The following is a 17695-nucleotide window of genomic DNA, read 5'->3' on the forward strand; positions in this document are numbered from 1 at the left end:
CGTCAGTTTTAGACAGGTATTTTAAAAACCCAGGTTTAAGCCAGCGAAAATGGAGCGGGAAACGGGGTAGGCGGTAGGTGTCGTTTCAGGGTCAAAACCAGGGTAACTGGTGAAAGTCAATAGGTTTTGTCCGGCGATATAAAGTCTTATTTTTCCAAGTCCGGCTTTTTTTGCCAGTTTATTAGAAAAATCATAACCCAGCTGAATGTTCTGAATCCGGATATAATCCTGTTTTCTTACCCAAAAATCGGATGATCTTGAATTGTTATTCGGGTCGCCGCCAATAATACGGGGTACATAATTGCTTGTTCCCGGGCCCGTCCAGCGATCGGCCCACATAATATTGGTTGATTCTGCGGCTCTCGCGGCGGCAAATCCGCTGGCGAAGATGTTTTGCGACCGTCCAAAATCACCATTGACAGAAACAGACAGATCAAAGTTTTTATACCGGGCGCCGGCGTTGAAACCGATGATCTTGGTTGGCAGGAACTTTCCGATATAGGTCCTGTCTTTATCATTAATGATATTGTCGTTGTTAAGGTCTTTAAACTTGATATCGCCCGGCGCGGCATTAGGCTGAAAGGCTGAACTTTTGACTTCCTCCGCCGTTTGGAAAATCCCGTTGTGAACGTATCCATAATATTCGTTGATGCCGTGTCCCTGGGATGTGCGCGTCTCCACGCCGCCCTGTCCGCCACCTGCCTGAATAATATCAAGCCCTTTATCCAGCTTCGTAACCTGGTTTTTGTTCAGCGTTAAGTTAAATCCGATGTTGTAACTAAATTCCTGGTTTCTGCTTGAGTTTCTGTAATCGACTGTAAACTCCATGCCGTTATTGCGGGCGCTCCCTACATTTTGATAAGGATAGGTTGCCAGCCCGGAGAGGTTAGGGAGTGGAACACGTACGAGAACGTCGGAAGTACGACGGTCGTAATAGTCTACCACGAAACTTAGCTTGTCTGAAAAAAGATTGAATTCCAATCCGGCACCTGTCGTCTTTGTTTTTTCCCAGGAAATATTCTGGTTGGCCAGTGCCGTTGGCGCCGCGCCCGCCACTACATTCTGCGCGCTTCCAAAGTCGTAGCTCAATCCATAATCCATCATGGATTGATAGGGGTAGATCCCAACGTCCTGATTTCCCAAAACACCGTAACCGGCTCTCAGTTTCAGATAACTTAAAGGCCCCAGCTTGCCCATCAGGAAATTTTCATTTGACAACACCCAGCCGGCAGAAACAGATGGAAAAATACCATTTCGGTTACTTTTTGCAAACCTGGATGACTGATCCACCCTAATGCTCGATGACAATAAATATTTCTCCTTAAATGCATAATTAACGCGTCCAAGGTAAGACTGCAGGGCCCATTCGGTGTAGTTACCCCTGGCCTGGTCATTTGCGGAGGCGGCATCCAAAACCTGAAGGTTTTCATCATTCCTGCTGAATGTATTCCGGAATCCCCGAAGATATTCAAACCGTTCATCCTGGAAAGTATAACCAGCCATTACATCAAACTGATGCGCGGTGTTGATCGTCTTGCTATAAGTCAGGATGTTATCAATGATGTAATTTTTAGTACTCTCGATGCCTCTTGTCAGCGTGGCGATTCCGTTCGAATTACCAAGTCCGAAATTATAGGAGGGTACAAAATTCTTGGAATCCATATTAATGTATTCGGCACTGATACTTGATTTAAATTTCAAGCCTGCAATGATCTCGTATTCAGCATAAAGATTTCCAAGCAAACCGAGCCGGTTGCTGTTGTTCACACGCTCGTAGGCGTACACCAGCGGCGCCGTCATGGTTGTGGGCTGTCCGGCACGGTCGGCAATACCATAACTTCCATCGGTGTTGTAAGGCTTCACGTTTGGTGCGTAAATCAACGATGCATTAACCGCTCCCTGGGGATCTCCCTGCCGGGAAGCGCCATAACTAAACCCAATGCTGCTACCAATTTTTAAGCCTTTTAAAGGTTTGATATCATTGTTAACCCGCAAATTAACCCGGCTGTATTTGGAATTGAGGACGATCCCGTTGCCTTTATAATAGCTCATTGTGATCGCATGTAAATTCTTTTCCGTACCGCCGCTCAATGACAAAGAATAATTTTGTTTGCCACCTGTTTTGAAGATCTCATCCTGCCAGTTGGTACCTTTTCCTAATGAAGAAGGGTCCGCATAGGGAGCTTCCTTTCCCTGATTTACGTAAAAATCGTTCACCATTCCTCCGTAAGTTGCCGCATCCACCGTTCCAATTTTATGAATAACCCGGTCGAAACTATAATAAGCACCGAAATTGATAACTTCCCTTCCCACCTTCCCGCGCTTTGTTGTAACCAGTACGACACCGTTTGCACCCCTGGATCCGTAAATGGCTGCGGATGAAGCATCTTTCAGAACGGTCACCGTTTCAATGCTGCTCGGGTCCATATCTGTTAACCCTCCATTGGTGATAATCCCATCTACCACGACCAACGGAGAAGCATTCGCGCCAAAACTTCCCATTCCCCGTATCCTTAATTCCGCTCTTGAACCTGGCATACCATCCGTTTGTCGCACCATAAGCCCGGCCACTTTTCCCTGTAACGCTTGCGAAACCGAAGCCACAGCCTGGTTTTCCGTTTGTTTTCCGGAGACAACGCCAACAGCGCCTGTCAGATCTGCTTTCTTGATCGTCCCATAGCCAATCACAACGAGCTCGCTCAGTGTCTTTGTGTCAGCCAGTAACTGAACCGTAAGCGTTGTTTTATTTCCCGCTATGATTTCCTGACTCATATATCCTACAAAGCTGAATATCAGTATCATGGATTCATCTTTTACTTCAATATTGAAATTTCCCTGCGTGTCGGTGGTTGTGCCGTTTTGGGTTCCTTTCAAAAGTACACTCACACCAGGCAATGCCTCACCTTTGTCATCCGTCACTTTCCCCCTAATTATTTGTTCTGTTGCCGGCACAGGTTCAATGAATACCTGATCCTTCCTTTTTTCCTGTCTTTTAATGACAATACTCTTGTTGAAAATCTTGTAAGACAGGGGAAGGTTCTGAAAGAGCTGTGACAATGCCTGATCAATGGTGGCATTTTTGATACTCAGCGTAACCGTTTTTGAAGTAGGCAAATCAAGTTTATCATACAGAAATAGATATTCCGTTTGCTTTTCAATGACCTTTAAAGCGGTTTCAATAGGGATATTACGCTCATTCATGGAAATTTTCTGACTAAACCCAATGGCCGTTACCTGAGATAACGTGGCCATTAACAGAAACGTGATCAGCTTCATTGTCAATAGGAGTTTTGGAGGTACAGATACCAGATAATATCTCCTATGCAGGAGTAAAAAGTTAATTTTCATATATTTGTAAGGTTTGGGTGTTACAAGAATTGCTTTCTGAACAAAGTTGTATTTGCGAGGCCCGAATTTGCGCAGGGGAAATGTTTGCAGCATTTTCCCTGTTTTATGTTATGGCCAGCCGTTTTTTTCAAGGTGGTTTTTGCGGGATCATAGTGGCAGATATGTTTAAAAATTAGACAACTCCTATATAAAACTGTTAACGATTGTCACTATACGATACTTGTCACGAAGAGACAATCACCTTATTATCTGCAAGCCTGCAATTGACACCGGCATAGCGAAGCATGCTGAGCAATTCCGAAATATTGACATTCCTGGAAACTTTACCCGTAAACTGTCGTATGGGGATCTTGCCGACGTATTTTACGTCAATGTTGTACCATCGCGCGGCCTGTCGCATGACCTCTTCTATCCCCGAATCTTTGAAATAAAACAAACCATTTTTCCAGGCAATTGTCGCCTCTACGTCCACGAATCTGGAAACTATTTGGCCTCCGGATAGCACAGAAGCCTGCTCACCGGGCTTCAGCTGTTTGTTTTTATAAGCACTCCTTAATGAAACCGAACCTTCGACCAAAGTTGTTTTTGAGGATTCTTCGTCTTCATAAGCCATGATATTGAAGGAAGTACCCAGCACTTCCACTTCGTTGCTCCCGAATAACACCCGGAATGGCTTTGATTTATCCTTGGCCACTTCAAAAAAAACTTCGCCGGTTATCTCTACGGTCCGCTCATTTTTGCTAAATACTGCCGGAAACCGGATCGAAGATGATGCATTAAGCCAAACCTTGCTGCCATCTGGTAAAACAACCTGATACTGCCCGCCTTTGGGTGTTGAAAGTAGGTTTATGTGCGGTGATATGGCGGAATTATCAGCGTTTTTTGTATCATAAATCAATTTTCCGTCCTCTGTTTTTCGTACATCCGTGGAGCCCTGTTGGGCCAGCAAGCCGTTGGTAGCGCTGTCAAGTGAAATTTTCGATCCGTCTGCCAGGGTTAGTATCGCCCTGTTGCTTCCAGGTGGAATGTCTTTGCTGATTTTCCTTGCCACAGTCTCCAGCGGTTTATCCGCTGTTTTTTGATACTTCCAGAAAACGCCAAAACCAATTAATACAACGGCGGCGGCAGCAACATATCGCCACCAGTGCAGGCTTCTTACTTCTGCTGTTTCAAATTCTTCATTCTCAATCGGTTTATCGTCCGGCTTCAGAATTGAATCCAATATGCCCGCACTTTTGTCCGCAGTAAAAAGATTATCATCCGTGTTCAGATTTTCCCATGCATCCTGTACAAGTGCGGCGAGCAACTTATCATTTTTTGCATTGCTAATAAGGGTTAATAATTCATCCGTTTCCTTCGCACTTGCGTCGCCGTTGTAATAAAGATTAAATAGAATTGCCAGCCTTGCAGGAGAAGTCGCCATTTGTCATCGGGTTTATGTTGAACCGCAATAAATTTTCATTCTTTGTATCTAAGACAGAAAAAGTGTGACAAAAGGGGGTAGTAGGATACGGATATTTTTAAATAAAAATAAAATAATAAATAATGCATTGATAATCATCTTCTTACGGATGTAGGAGCTGATTGATTCGGAGGAGAGTTGTAAGTATTTCTTCACCGTCTCCCGCGACAAATTGAGCCGGACTGCAATTTCGGCGTATTGAAGCCGTTCATGCCTGCTTAACAAATATACCTGGCGTTGTTGGGGAGGCAGGTGGTCAATCGCTTCGTCAATAAGAATGTATCGTTCGTGTTCTTCACCTGCTTCTTCCATCTCCACATCATAAATGGTCTCATTGAAATCTGTTGAAATGGTTCTTTCCTGCGCCACTTTTTTAAGGCAGCTGAGCGCATGATTTTTTGAAATGACGTACAGGTAAGCCTGGAAATTTTGAATCTCACTGAGCGATTCGCGGCCAATCCATATTTTCAAAAACACGTCCTGTACAATTTCCTCAGCCAATTCATAGGACTTTGTCAAGCGGAAAATATGACTGCCGAGCCGTTGGTGATATCGGTTGAAAAGAATTCCAAAAGCCCTTTCATCGCCTGCTGCGGCGTGCCGTAACACTTCGTTTTCTTCGTATAAAAGAGATATGTATGACATTTTATTATGGTAAAGTCGTTACATCAACCGCCGACATTCGAACATGCGAGACTTACAAACGCAACAATAGTACATATTTAATATTAAAATTAAATATATCGTTTTTCTACTTTACTAAAATGGACTTATTTCTACCGGGATGATAAGATTACTATGATTGTAAATGCCACGATCTTTGATGCAGCGGGATTTAAAGTATCCAGGGCCCGTAAGCCCTGTGATTACCGGAATTAATTACGGATCGTTGGCGTAATTACTTTTTTCATTCAATCCGCAACTTCTTTTCTTCAGCCATTTTCCTTTTCTCTGGGTCATATTTTACAAAAATATTGATCCAGATCAGTCTGGCAAGGCGGAACATAACTGGTATCAGCAAGACGTAGGCGACCACCAGGCCTATCAGCACATACTCCATTTCGAGCCCTAATATCAACACAAACCCAACAAAAAAAACGACCATCAATGCGACAGACAGGGCATAACTCACATACATGGATCCGATGTAAAATCCAGGTTCCCTTGTGAAAGACTCTTCGCAATAGGCACATTCCTCATTCAGTTTATCAAACTTTTTGAGGTTATAAGGATTGTTTGTTTTAAAGAAAGAGCCTGTCTGGCACTTAGGACATTTGTTAGAAAAGATACTGTATAGTTTGGTGCCTTTAAACATGAAAATCAAGGTTCGTGAATAAAAAATTTAATCAGAGATGCGCAGCTTTTGCACATCTCCGTATGCTTATTGTTCTTTGAGATTCTGAATTTTTTTCAGGTTGTCAACCACGTAGCGAATGGAGCTGAATGAATTAATCAGAATTGATTTTGCCTCCAATGGCGTGTACCAGTCCAGTTTTTCAATCTGTTCTTCTGCCTGAGGGCTCATTTTTGAATCATCCAGGCAATCGAAAAGGTACCATTTGGTACGTTTCAGAATTCGGCTGTTGTTCATGGTATAAGTATGCCAGGTCGTGCAGATCTTATCGCGGACCAGCGCCTTCACACCAGTCTCTTCTTCAATTTCCCGGATGGCTGCCGTTTTGGAGTTTTCTCCTTTGTCCAGTTTACCTTTTGGTAAATCCCATTTTTTGCGGCGGTACATGAAAAGCCATTTATCATCTTTCACCACCACACCACCTGCGGCTTTAATGACTTTGTACAGGCCTTTTACTTTTTCTTCCACTTCTGCCTTTTCACGGGTTGCCATGGTGATGGAAAGCATCTGTTTAGGGATTTCCCTTTCAAGCACATCGATTACCTGTATGGCAGTGGTTGCTGTGGCATTTAGAAAAAGAACATGGCCGGTAAGCATACTTTTCTGAAGCTTCTCAAGCCTCAGATCCACAATGTGATCAAAATCAGATGTTTCTGCGGCAGTAAGTTGGTTTGTCCGTACAATTCGGAAAGGACGGTCGTCGAAAAAAATAATCATTTGTTGTTGGTACGGATGTCGATCAGCAAAATTAAGTAAAGAGTTTAGTTTAGACAGTGATTATTATTGATAAATTTGCAGTAATAATAAATAATAATTTCTTGGAACTCCTTATCATTCTACTTTTAGTGCTTCTCAATGGTATATTCTCCATGTCTGAGATTGCACTGGTATCCTCCAGAAAATCCAGACTTGAAGCAGCGGCGCGTAATGGCGACTCCAGTGCCAAAGCAGCTTTAAACCTGGCCAATTCGCCAACAAGATTTCTTTCTACTGTTCAGATCGGTATTACGTTAATAGGCCTTCTTACGGGTATGTACAGTGGTGACAACATTACCGCGGACTTTGAAAAGATCATCGCCGGCATCCCGGTTCTGTTGCCGTATAGCCACACGCTTGCGGTGGGAACGGTGCTGGTTTTGATCACCTATCTTTCGCTGGTGTTGGGTGAACTGGTGCCAAAACGGATCGGAATGGCCAATCCGGAGGCGATTTCGAAGTTTATGGCGCGGCCAATGAACCTGATTTCTGTTGTTACGGCACCATTCATTTCATTGCTCGGTTTTTCCAGCGATTTAATAATCCGGCTTTTGAATATCAAACAGAGCGAGAATTCTGTTACGGAAGAAGAAATAAAAAGCCTGATCCAGGAGGGGACAACGGGCGGGGTTTTTGAAGAAATTGAACAGGAAATCGTTCATAATGTTTTTCAGTTGGGCGACCGGAAAGTGACTTCGCTGATGACCAACCGCCAGGAAATTGTCTGGCTGGACATTGAAGATTCTGTCGAGGAAAATAAAGCGAAAGTGCTTGAATCCCGTCATTCTGTTTATCCGGTTTGCCGCGATACCGTGGATGATGTGGTCGGATTAATTTATATAAAAGACCTTCTGGCGACAGACCTGGAGGCGAAACTGGCTGATCTGACCGATATTTTACGAGAACCTGTTTACCTCCCCGAGAGCAACAGAGCCTATCAGGCGCTTGAAAAATTCAAAGAACAGAAAGTATACTTCGGTATTATTGTTGATGAGTACGGCGGGCTTTTGGGGGTTGTAACGATGCATGACATTATGGATGCGCTGGTTGGAAATATTTCAGAGGAAGATGAAGAAGAATCCGAAATTGTTAAACGGGAGGATGGCACCTATCTGATCGATGCCCAGCTTCCGTTCGATGATTTTATCCAATATTTCGATTTGAGTATGCAGGAAGCAGAAAGAAAAGAATTTGTCGGGTTTAATACCCTCGGCGGATTTGTGCTTCATGTATTGGAAAATATTCCCAAGGCCGGTGAGAAGTTTAAGTGGAAACACTTTGATTTTGAGGTGATTGATATGGATAAAAGTAGAATTGATAAATTACTGATTACTAATAACAAGAAAGAAGATACAGACGAATAAAATGGCAGAGGAAACCGAATTATCCCGCAGAATAGCAGAATTGCTTCTTGAGGCGAAAGCCATCAAATTAAGCCCTGAAAAGCCTTTTCAATGGAGCTCAGGCTGGTTATCACCGATTTATTGTGACAATCGTGTAGCGTTGTCCTATCCTGATACCCGTACTTTCATCAAAAAAGCACTGGCTGACCTGATTAAGGCGGAATACACGGATGTTGACGCCGTAGTGGGCGTTGCAACGGGCGGAATCGCGCAGGGAGCACTTGTTGCGGACTTGCTTGAATTGCCTTTTGCCTATGTACGTCCTGAACCGAAAAAACACGGTATGGGAAATCAGATTGAGGGCAGACTTGAAAAAGGGCAATCGGTGGTGATCGTGGAAGATTTAATTTCCACCGGTGGAAGTTCATTGAAAGTTGTGGATGCGCTGAGAAAAGAAGGTATTGAAGTGGCCGGTATGGTCGCGATTTTTACTTACGGATTTGAACTGGCTGCCAATAACTTCGCAGAAAAAGATGTGAAATTAAGCGTGATTAGCAATTACAACGCTTTGATCAGTGCTGCCCTTGAACATGATTACATCAGCCAGGAGCAGGTAGAAAGTTTGAGCGCATGGCGTTTAAGCCCTGATCAGTGGGGGAAGTAAATTGCGGTTAAAAATAATTGATAAGTCCTGACAGATTTTTGTATCCGTCAGGACTTATTATTTTAAAGCCTGTGATTGTCCAGTTTTTCGTATAAACCCCCAAAAGCTTCGTCTTTTACTCCATCTGATTTCAAAAACTCGTGCGGGAAACCCAGCTCGATTTTGCTTATCTCATCGAGGCGGACGACCATTTCTTCCGGCAGTGTGAAGTCCAGACAGCCTAATGAATCTTCCAGCTGTTTGGCCCGTGAAGCCCCGATAATCGGGGTCATCACCTGCTGGCGGTGACGCGTCCAGTTGATGGCGACCTGTACCGGTGCTACGCCGAGTTCCGCTGCAATGTCAACAACTTCCTGTGCTATTTTCATGCTATTTTCATTTCTTCGGCTGCTATGATCAGGAACACGGCCGTTTTCACCGCGCAGGTATTTACCGGTCAAAGCACCGCCGCCGATAGCACCCCAGGGAGTTACGGCCAAATCAAGGGCTTTGGCCATGGGCAACAAATCTCTTTCCGGTGTGCGTTGAAGCAGAGAATATTCAAACTGAAGTGCGGCAAATGCATTCCACCCCCTGAAATCTGCGATGGTGTTTGCCTGTGAAACGATCCAGGCCGGCGTATCGGAAATACCAATGTAATGTACCAGTCCGCGTGTAACAAGATCATCCAGCCCCCGCATCACTTCTTCGACCGGTGTTGTGTTGTCCCAAAGATGAACCCACAATAAATCGATGTATTCCGTATTCATGCGTTTGAGGCTGTTTGTCACAGAACGCATCATATTTTTTCTATGGTTTCCTGCAAAATTCAAATCGTCATTCCGATCCTTTAAGGTGAATTTTGTTGCCAAAACCCAGTGGTCACGATCCGCCTCGATGAACTCTCCGACATATTTTTCAGATGATCCTTCTGTATATCTGTTGGCAGTGTCGATAAAATTTCCACCTGCATTGGCATAAGTTTCAAATATTCTAAAACTTTCATGTTTATCAGCCCCCCAACCCCATTCTGTTCCAAAAGTCATGGTCCCCAGGCATAGTTCTGAAACTCTTAAACCTGACCGACCCAGTAATTGATAACGCATTGATATTTTAAATTAAGTTAAATAAAACGGCTTGTAACATGGCATGTTTTTGATACAATGTTATATTTTCCAGTGCAAAGTTATATCCTTAGCGACAAATGTCTTTATATTGTGGGAAAATTCGAATCTTTTTTAGTTTGTTAAATGATTGATGTTTCTTACCCCTATTTTGATACTAATTTAAGCTGGCTTTCCAATAATTTCAGATTACTCCTTGAGGCAAACGATGATACCGTCCCTGTTCGCGAGCGATTGAAATTTATGGGACAGTACTCGTATCAGATCGAGGAATTTTTCAGGGTGCGTATCCCGAATCTTCTGGCCATGGGGGAAGTGAGCAAAGATATTCGTTCCAAATTGAACGTTTATCCGGAGCCATTGCTCGAACATGTTTATGAAACTGTTGATAATCAACTAAGAGAGTTTAACGAAATCCTTATTTCACGAATTTTACCGGCATTAAGCGACCAGGGAATTCATTTATATTACAAGGAAACCTTTGCGCAGGAGCACCTGGCATTTGCCCGGAAATTCTTCATTGATAAGTTATTCAGATACCTTCAGCCGGTTTTTCTGGATGGAAGGCGCAATTCAAAACTGCCATTTTTTGAGTCAAAAGAATTGTATCTGGTGATTCAAATGGTACGAAGGGAAGATCCCGATGAAGATTGGTATGCCGTGGTGAATATCCCGACAGAACCGTTCGGAAGATTTCTGGAACTGCCTGAGCTGGATGGTAAAAAGCACGTTGCTTTCATGGAGGATGTGATCAGGGTTAATTTGCAGGTGCTGTTTCCGGGGTATGAAATTATTGATTCCTATGCGTTAAGGGCTGAAAAAGAGACCGAGATGACCATTGAAGATGAATATCCTCTGGCCACGGCGCAGCGTATTTTAAAACAGCTGGAGAAGAGAAATTTTGTACAGCCGCTTCAGTTTTTCTGTGAGTCGGGGATACCGCTGTACATCAAGGAATATCTTTCGTACAGAGCCGGCATGCTGATGAATGAATTTCATGAGCGGGGGCAGTATATCTATATGCAGGACCTGATGACTTTTCCTGCTTTTTCAAAGAAACTCGACTATCCTTATCAGCGCCCTATTCAGAATGTAGATTTTGAAGAAAGGGAATCGGTTTTTGAAACGATCCAGCGTTCAGACCAGTTGCTGCATTTACCCTACCATTCTTATGACCCGATAGTCAGATTTTTCAATGAAGCTGCGATTGATCCTTTTGTGAAGGAAATACATGTTTCATTGTATAAAATTAGTGCTAACTCATTTATTCTTAATTCGTTAATCAGTGCTGCGCGTAACGGAAAAAGGGTTGTTACCTACGTTGAACTGAATGCCAAGCTTGATATTCAGGAAAATATCCTGTGGTCAAAAAAGATGCGTGATGCCGGTGTGAAGATTATTTTCAGTGTTCCGGGGTTGAAGGTTCATGCTAAAATGGCGCTTATCAAGCGACGGGTCCAAAAAGGGTGGGAGCGTTATGCTTATCTGGGAACCGGTGGTTTTTATCGCCTGACGAGCCGGGAGTTTGTAGACCATGCCCTGCTGACGAGCCATCGCGAACTGACCAACGAATTAGAATTATTATTCGGATATCTTTATACACAGGATGAACCGAAGAAGTATAAGTATCTGCCATTCAATTTCTTACAGGTGACGCAGTTTACGATTCAAAAGAAACTTGTCGAGTTGATAGACCGGGAAATCAAAAATTCGAATGCCGGGCTTAAATCCTTTATCACCATTAAACTGAATCAGATACAGGACCATACCTTGATTGATAAACTGTATCAGGCGAGTAAGGCGGGGGTCAGTATCCATGTCATTATCAGTGAAAGCTGTGGGGTCATTCCGGAGCTTCCTTCCATTAGTGACAACATTACCGTAAGCCGCCATGTGGACAGATATATGGAAAATACCCGCATTTTTCATTTTGGCAATCGGGGCAATGATGAGATCTATCTGTCATCCTGCGACTGGACTTATCGCAACCTGCATCGCCGGATCGATGTTTGCTTTCCCATTCTGGATGATACGCTCAAAAACCAGATGAGGCAGGTGTTGAAAAACTACGTTAATGACAATCAGAAGGCTGTCCGGTTGGATTTGTATCAAAATAATTTGAGAATTTCCTACGATCCCAGTATGCCAAAAGTCAGAGCACAGGAGGCTAATTATCGCCTCGCCGAACGACTTGAACGCGGCGTACCAATTCGCAAGCCGGAATAATTTTTTTAAATTATTATCAAAAATAATCGCGCTGAAACGTATATTCCAGATGCGCGTTTTTGGATTCGCCAGGCTATAATTTAAAAATTTCCGACAGAAATTGACCGGTGTTTGACTTGCTGTCGGCCTTAGATCTCCTTGAGATGTAAAAACTATATGACTATATTTGAAAGTATATAGCTGTATCTCAATATATAAACAGGAATACGAAATATGGGAATAGTAGAGCGAAGAGAACGACTGAGAAATCAGGTACGTTCCGATATCGTAAAGACAGCCAAAGAAATAGCCCGTGAGGATGGGTGGACCGCCGTTTCGATTCGTAAAATCGCTGAGGTTATTGAGTATAGCCCACCTATTTTGTATGAATATTTTGAAAGTAAGGACAAATTACTTGAAGCGATAAGGGTTGAAGGGTTTGATTTTCTTCAGGCGGAGTTCATAAAAATAAAAGGCCATTTCAGGAATCCTGAAAAGCAGCTGACAGAGGTTGCGCGTTGCATCTGGTCGTTTTCGGTGGAAAATCCGGAGATCTTTCAGGTCATGTTTAACCTGGAAGGTGCCTATTGCGATTCAAAACGGGTCTATTCACACGCCATGAATATCCGTGATAATCCTGTCTGGGAAATGATAGCGATATTACGTCCGAAGTCAGGAGAGGCGGTCACCAAAACTTACTATGAGTGGTGGTGCCTTACCTATGGATTTATCTCCATCACCATGACCACCCAGCCACGTTACGCTTTCGCTCAGGCGGAACCGATATACATGGAGGGCGTCCGGAGATTTATAAAAAGTATTATGTAGCCGAGGTTGTTTGCGGGCGTACTTCTAATTTGCTTTGGTGATAAACCATGGAGTAGGGAGGTACGCTGCGAACGAGCCAGGCATTTCCCCCAATGACAGAATCGTTGCCTATCACGGTATCACCCCCTAAAATGGTGGCGTTTGCGTAAACCACGACATTGTCTTCAATGGTCGGATGACGTTTTTTGGAAGCAAGTGACTTGGACACATGCGTCGCGCCCAGCGTAACGCCCTGGTATAGTTTAACATTGTTTCCAATATGCGTCGTTTCTCCAATCACGATACCTGTCCCGTGATCGATGAAAAACGAATGACCGATGACGGCATTTGGGTGAATATCAATTCCGGTCTGGCTGTGTGCAAATTCGGTGAGCATTCTTGGTAAAAGCGGAATCCCGCATTTGGCAAAACTGTGTGCAACACGGTACGTAGCAATGGCCGTAAAACCCGGATACAAAGCAATTACTTCTTCCATGCTGACAGACGCGGGGTCGTTTTCCGTGATTGCCTTGGCATCCAACAAAAGCATTTCGTAAATGTCCGGGATCTGAGCAAAAACAGTATCCAGAATTTCATCCTTGCTGCGGTCCATCTGTGGCATGAGCGGTGTCAGCATACAATCTAACCTGTTACGAAGTTCGTTGAATGCACCGTGCATATCCTTCGTTCGTTCATTCTGCTGGCAATCCTGACTGATCGGGAATAAAAAATTAATCAGTCGTTGGATAAAAAGCCCTGCGTCGTGTCTTGAGGGTAGTTTGTATTGAAAGTTTACATTCTGTTCGTTTAATCTTTGAAAAAATAATTCCTGCTGGTGGTTTGTCATTATTCTTTATTTTATTGGGTAATGCTTTATTCAGAAACGGCACTGTTTTTGTACAATATAAATAGAAACAAAAAATCGTCCAGAAAGATTATAATTTAATTAATTCTTTTGAAATTTTTGTCCTGTACGTGTTTTTTGAGTAAATTCTATCGTATATATAATGGAGCTGTGAAGTTATAAATTCTTTGGAACAATACGGAAGCTATGGTGCGTGTTAAATTTTTTCGATCCCATATTATCATTGTAATCCTGTCGGTATTACTCACATCCTGTTTTTCAAGATATCTCATTTCTGAAAAGCAGGTGCGCAGACATTATGCCTCAAAAGATATCAAGCCTGAGATTCAGATCATTAAAAACGATACGCTTTCTCTTTCTATTGCAAGCGTTGGTGCCGATACTCTGCCGATGCTTTTACTCATACATGGCGCGCCAGGTTCGCTTTGGGGATATATGAACCTCATGGACGATCAGGATTTGCAGAAACATTTTCACATTGTGTCTGTTGATCGGGTGGGTTATGGCAAATCCAGGCTGAAAATGAAGAAAAAAAGGAAGTATGTAACGTCGATCGCTACCCAGGCAAAGGCACTACTTCCGGTCTTTTCACTGAATCACTCCGACCAGAAAGTTATCGTACTGGGACGTTCTTACGGCGCGCCAATCGCCGCGAAAATGGTATCGATGGTGCCTGAAAAAGTGAAGGAGCTAATTATGGTGTCCCCCGTGATTGATCCCGACAAGGAAAAATTTTACTGGTTCTCAAAATGGGGAAGAAATGCGCTTGTGCAGCTTTTTTTACCGGGAGACTTCAATACGGCGACTGCCGAAAAGTATAGCCATTCGGACGAACTGAAAAAGCTATTGCCCGTCTGGCAGAATCTTCATGTCCCTACCACGGTTATTCAGGGCGGCAATGACTGGATTGCGGATCCTTCCAATATTGACTTCGCAAAAAAACATATTAAAAGTAAAAGAGCCCAATACATATTCCTTTACAATGCGGGCCACATGATCACGTTTACGCACCTGGAAATGATCAAGGAAATGCTTCTGAAAAGCCAGCTTTTTAAAGAGAAAATAACGGCTGTTGATATAACTCTGGACAACTGATAAAATCAGTTGTCCTTTTTTTGTCTGATACCTGGTGAGTAATCCCTCTCTCCTGACATTTTACCGGTGGTGTTTCTATGCAAAAGGAATCGAGTTTATTTAGGTCAAGCTTTAATTTTTTAACGGAAAACAAACGGATCATTGTCAGGGGGCTTATTGGAGCCGTTTGTATGCTCATGGCCGTTTGGTTTGTTCGCCATGAAGAGGCCGAGGTCAGGAAAGTTTACGATTTAGTACAAACGGCCACTCCGGTGTACATCGCCCTGGGGTTGTTGGTTACGGTATTATACATTTTTTTGCAGGGGTTAACGTATCAGTTGTCCTTTAAGGCGCTTGAAAAAAAGATAGATTTATTGACTCTGACAGAATTATTTCTTCGAAGAAATTTTATCAGTGTTTTCTTACCTGCCGGTGGAATTTCTTCGCTTGCTTTTTTTACTTCCAGAACGGAGCGAAAAGGGGTAACTAAAACCGAAATCCATCTGGCTTCATCCATTTATGCCGTTTGCGGGATTGTCTCGGTTTTTGTCGTCGCTGTTCCCGCGATCGTCTGGCTTTTATTTCAAAAAACGGTTTCCGATAGCGAGGTTTACGCATTTTGCGGGTTATTTGTACTGATCATTTTATTGTTTTTAGGAGTAAAATCTTTCGTCCAACGCGGGCGCTTTTTCAAATTTTTGCTGAAATATCAGCCGGATCTGGATGTGGTGATGGAACAGGTTTCGGATGGCCGTTTTTCCCGGTCCTCGATTGGTTACTGTCTACTGGCCTCCGTTCTGATCGATCTGGCCGGTATCGTTCATTTATACATTGCCTTTTTTGCGCTGCACGTTACGGCTCCTTTTGAAGCCGCTTTCATGGGATACCTCATCGCCACTATTTTTCTTATTCTTTCTCCTTTTTTAAGAGGTATTGGTGCCATTGAGCTTTCGCTGAGTGTGTTGTTGGTCCAATATGGAATGGACAATGTCGTAGCGATTTCGGTGACAATGCTCTATCGTTTTTTTGAATTTTGGGCTCCGCTTCTGGTAGGGATATTTTCTTTTCTTTTCAGGAAGAATAATTTGATCCTCAGGATACTGCCGGCTTTTTTGATCTTTGCGCTGGGCATCGTTGATATTGTTTCAGTCCTTACCCCTTCGATTAATTCCCGCGTTCATACCTTGCAGGACATCCTCCCGCTGAGTTTTATTGAGGCCTCCAATTATTTCGTCCTGCTGACTGGAATTGTGTTGATTTTTATGTCGGTATTTCTGCTTAAAGGGTATCGGACAGCCTATTACCTGTCACTTTTTCTGTCCGTTTTATCCCTGGTCGGCCATCTTACCAAAGGTATTGACTATGAAGAATCCCTGATTGCGGGATTTGTCATGGCGGTTTTAGTTTTTACACGACAACAATACTTTCGCAGGGGAAATAAGCGTTTTCAGCTCTTTGGACTGCGAACTGTGCTGGTGGCCATTTGTGCCGTGCTTGTTTATGGCATTGTAGGATTTTATTATCTTGATACGGCACATTTTGGTATCGATTTTTCTTTGGACGCATCTGTCCAAAATACCATATTGTCCTTTTTGCTGATTGGAAATAATCTCGACCCGAAGACGATTTTTGGCCGTGATTTTCTTTATTCCCTGAATTTGTTGGGTGGGGGCAGCCTTTCCTTTTTGGCCTATACCTTCATCAGGCCCTATATCTTCCAACCCAAAGTGGAAGATGAGAGCTGGCAAAAAGCCGGGGATCTGGTGCAGCTTTACGGTGATTCTTCCCTGGATTATTTCAAAACCTATCACGACAAGTTCCTGTATTTTGGCAGGGAAACGGAGGGGTTTATCGCCTATCGGGTCGGGGCCGGATTCGCCGTTGTACTCGAAAAGCCGGTTTGCCGCGGAGCGCAGGATATGGTTTTGCTGATAAAGGAATTTGACCAGTTTTGTCGGGAAAATGATCTGGAATGCGCTTATTACCGTTGTGATGAGCTGTCACTTCCGATTTTTCAGTCATTGGGTAAAAATTCAATTATCATCGGACAGGAGGCGGTAATTGATCTTAAAGCTTTTACGCTGGAAGGCGGGGACAAAAAGTCTTTAAGAAATGCCGTTAGAAATATTGCAAACAAAGGTTTTGTGACGAAAACGTATAGTTCACCCGTAAAAGAAGGGGTATTGCAGCGGTTGAAGGCTGTCAGTGACGAATGGATTGAAACGACGGGTTACAATGAAATGGTATTTTCGCAGGGTATTTTCAGCGAGGATGAATTGAGCAAACAAACGATTCTTACCCTGGAAAATGACGAGGAGAAAATCATTGCGTTTGCCAACATTATACCCGATTATGTCAGGGGAGAAGGGACTTATGATCTGATCCGTAAAACAAAAGATGCCCCCGGAACAACGCTGGACGCCATGATGGTTGAGCTAATCAATTATTTTAAAGCGCAGGATTTTCAATATCTGAATATCGGGATGGTGCCGCTTTCCGGTGCGGAAGCGGGGAAAGACATCACGGAAAGGACGATTAAATTTGCTTATCAGAATGTCAAACAGTTTGGTTATTACAAGTCTCTGAGAGAATACAAGAACAAGTTTTCGCCAGAGTGGAGAAGCAAGTACCTTATTTACGATGATGCCTATGCCTTAATCAGAATTCCTGCTGCGCTTAACAAAGTTGTAAAAATAAAGAAGGGGAGTTTATGA

13 protein-coding genes are annotated in these 17695 nt (G+C 43.3%); 6 read left to right on the forward strand and 7 right to left on the reverse strand.

Annotation, left to right across the window (positions count from 1 at the left end; translation table 11 throughout):
- Positions 1-21 precede the first annotated feature (21 nt).
- The 5 genes from RB622_RS17490 to RB622_RS17510 all read right to left on the reverse strand — a co-directional run bounded on the left by RB622_RS17490 (position 22) and on the right by RB622_RS17510 (position 6881).
- A complete protein-coding gene (locus RB622_RS17490) occupies positions 22-3348 on the reverse strand; it encodes a TonB-dependent receptor (protein ID WP_308047876.1) in 3327 nt (1108 codons plus the stop codon).
- A 223-nt stretch (positions 3349-3571) separates the two neighbouring features.
- Positions 3572-4771, reverse strand: coding sequence for a FecR domain-containing protein (locus RB622_RS17495; RefSeq protein WP_308047877.1), 1200 nt, complete (start codon positions 4769-4771; stop codon positions 3572-3574).
- Positions 4772-4819: 48 nt separating this feature from the next.
- A complete protein-coding gene (locus RB622_RS17500) occupies positions 4820-5455 on the reverse strand; it encodes a sigma-70 family RNA polymerase sigma factor (protein WP_308047878.1) in 636 nt (211 codons plus the stop codon).
- A gap of 262 nt (positions 5456-5717) precedes the next feature.
- On the reverse strand, positions 5718-6125 hold the full coding sequence (locus tag RB622_RS17505; RefSeq protein WP_308047879.1) for a DUF983 domain-containing protein: 408 nt from the start codon (positions 6123-6125) through the stop codon (positions 5718-5720).
- Between the two features lie 66 nt (positions 6126-6191).
- The gene (locus tag RB622_RS17510) at positions 6192-6881 is read right to left on the reverse strand and encodes an NUDIX domain-containing protein (RefSeq protein ID WP_308047880.1); all 690 of its coding nucleotides are present in this window, start codon (positions 6879-6881) and stop codon (positions 6192-6194) included.
- A 101-nt stretch (positions 6882-6982) separates the two neighbouring features.
- Between RB622_RS17510 and RB622_RS17515 the strand changes: the two genes are divergently transcribed.
- The gene (locus RB622_RS17515) at positions 6983-8284 is read left to right on the forward strand and encodes a hemolysin family protein (protein WP_308047881.1); all 1302 of its coding nucleotides are present in this window, start codon (positions 6983-6985) and stop codon (positions 8282-8284) included.
- Position 8285: 1 nt separating this feature from the next.
- Entirely contained in the window at positions 8286-8927 is a 642-nt protein-coding gene (pyrE, locus tag RB622_RS17520) for an orotate phosphoribosyltransferase (RefSeq protein WP_308047882.1), read from the forward strand.
- Positions 8928-8989: 62 nt separating this feature from the next.
- Here pyrE and RB622_RS17525 read toward each other — a convergent pair whose 3' ends face one another.
- Positions 8990-10012 carry an aldo/keto reductase gene (locus tag RB622_RS17525; RefSeq protein WP_308047883.1) on the reverse strand — a complete coding sequence of 341 codons (1023 nt, stop codon included), beginning with the start codon at positions 10010-10012 and terminating at the stop codon, positions 8990-8992.
- A gap of 144 nt (positions 10013-10156) precedes the next feature.
- On the opposite strand from RB622_RS17525, the gene ppk1 reads away from it, so the two are divergent.
- On the forward strand, positions 10157-12256 hold the full coding sequence (gene ppk1 / locus RB622_RS17530) for a polyphosphate kinase 1 (RefSeq protein ID WP_308047884.1): 2100 nt from the start codon (positions 10157-10159) through the stop codon (positions 12254-12256).
- A 213-nt stretch (positions 12257-12469) separates the two neighbouring features.
- Positions 12470-13063 carry a TetR/AcrR family transcriptional regulator gene (locus RB622_RS17535; protein WP_254560481.1) on the forward strand — a complete coding sequence of 198 codons (594 nt, stop codon included), beginning with the start codon at positions 12470-12472 and terminating at the stop codon, positions 13061-13063.
- On the opposite strand, the gene epsC is transcribed toward RB622_RS17535, so the two are convergent.
- Positions 13056-13889 (reverse strand): serine O-acetyltransferase EpsC, encoded by an 834-nt coding sequence (gene epsC / locus RB622_RS17540; RefSeq protein ID WP_308047885.1) that lies wholly within the window; start codon positions 13887-13889, stop codon positions 13056-13058. The two genes, RB622_RS17535 and epsC, sit on opposite strands and share 8 nt — an antisense overlap.
- Positions 13890-14093: 204 nt before the next feature.
- Between epsC and RB622_RS17545 the strand changes: the two genes are divergently transcribed.
- Positions 14094-15002, forward strand: a complete 909-nt coding sequence (locus RB622_RS17545; protein WP_308047886.1) for an alpha/beta hydrolase — start codon at positions 14094-14096, stop codon at positions 15000-15002.
- A 77-nt stretch (positions 15003-15079) separates the two neighbouring features.
- On the forward strand, positions 15080-17695 hold the full coding sequence (locus RB622_RS17550; protein WP_308047887.1) for a phosphatidylglycerol lysyltransferase domain-containing protein: 2616 nt from the start codon (positions 15080-15082) through the stop codon (positions 17693-17695).

The sequence above is a fragment of the Dyadobacter sp. LHD-138 genome, from assembly GCF_030929615.1.
In the GTDB taxonomy this organism is placed as follows: domain Bacteria; phylum Bacteroidota; class Bacteroidia; order Cytophagales; family Spirosomataceae; genus Dyadobacter.

Excerpts from the sequence above, each read along its gene's own strand:
- RB622_RS17510 (WP_308047880.1), bottom strand. The coding sequence starts at position 6,881 with ATGATTATTTTTTTCGACGACCGTCCTTTCCGAATTGTACGGACAAAC.
- RB622_RS17525 (WP_308047883.1), bottom strand. The coding sequence starts at position 10,012 with ATGCGTTATCAATTACTGGGTCGGTCAGGTTTAAGAGTTTCAGAACTA.
- ppk1 (WP_308047884.1), top strand. The coding sequence starts at position 10,157 with ATGATTGATGTTTCTTACCCCTATTTTGATACTAATTTAAGCTGGCTT.
- RB622_RS17535 (WP_254560481.1), top strand. The coding sequence starts at position 12,470 with ATGGGAATAGTAGAGCGAAGAGAACGACTGAGAAATCAGGTACGTTCC.
- RB622_RS17490 (WP_308047876.1), bottom strand. The coding sequence starts at position 3,348 with ATGAAAATTAACTTTTTACTCCTGCATAGGAGATATTATCTGGTATCT.
- RB622_RS17505 (WP_308047879.1), bottom strand. The coding sequence starts at position 6,125 with ATGTTTAAAGGCACCAAACTATACAGTATCTTTTCTAACAAATGTCCT.
- pyrE (WP_308047882.1), top strand. The coding sequence starts at position 8,286 with ATGGCAGAGGAAACCGAATTATCCCGCAGAATAGCAGAATTGCTTCTT.
- RB622_RS17500 (WP_308047878.1), bottom strand. The coding sequence starts at position 5,455 with ATGTCATACATATCTCTTTTATACGAAGAAAACGAAGTGTTACGGCAC.
- RB622_RS17550 (WP_308047887.1), top strand. The coding sequence starts at position 15,080 with ATGCAAAAGGAATCGAGTTTATTTAGGTCAAGCTTTAATTTTTTAACG.
- RB622_RS17495 (WP_308047877.1), bottom strand. The coding sequence starts at position 4,771 with ATGGCGACTTCTCCTGCAAGGCTGGCAATTCTATTTAATCTTTATTAC.
- RB622_RS17545 (WP_308047886.1), top strand. The coding sequence starts at position 14,094 with ATGGTGCGTGTTAAATTTTTTCGATCCCATATTATCATTGTAATCCTG.
- epsC (WP_308047885.1), bottom strand. The coding sequence starts at position 13,889 with ATGACAAACCACCAGCAGGAATTATTTTTTCAAAGATTAAACGAACAG.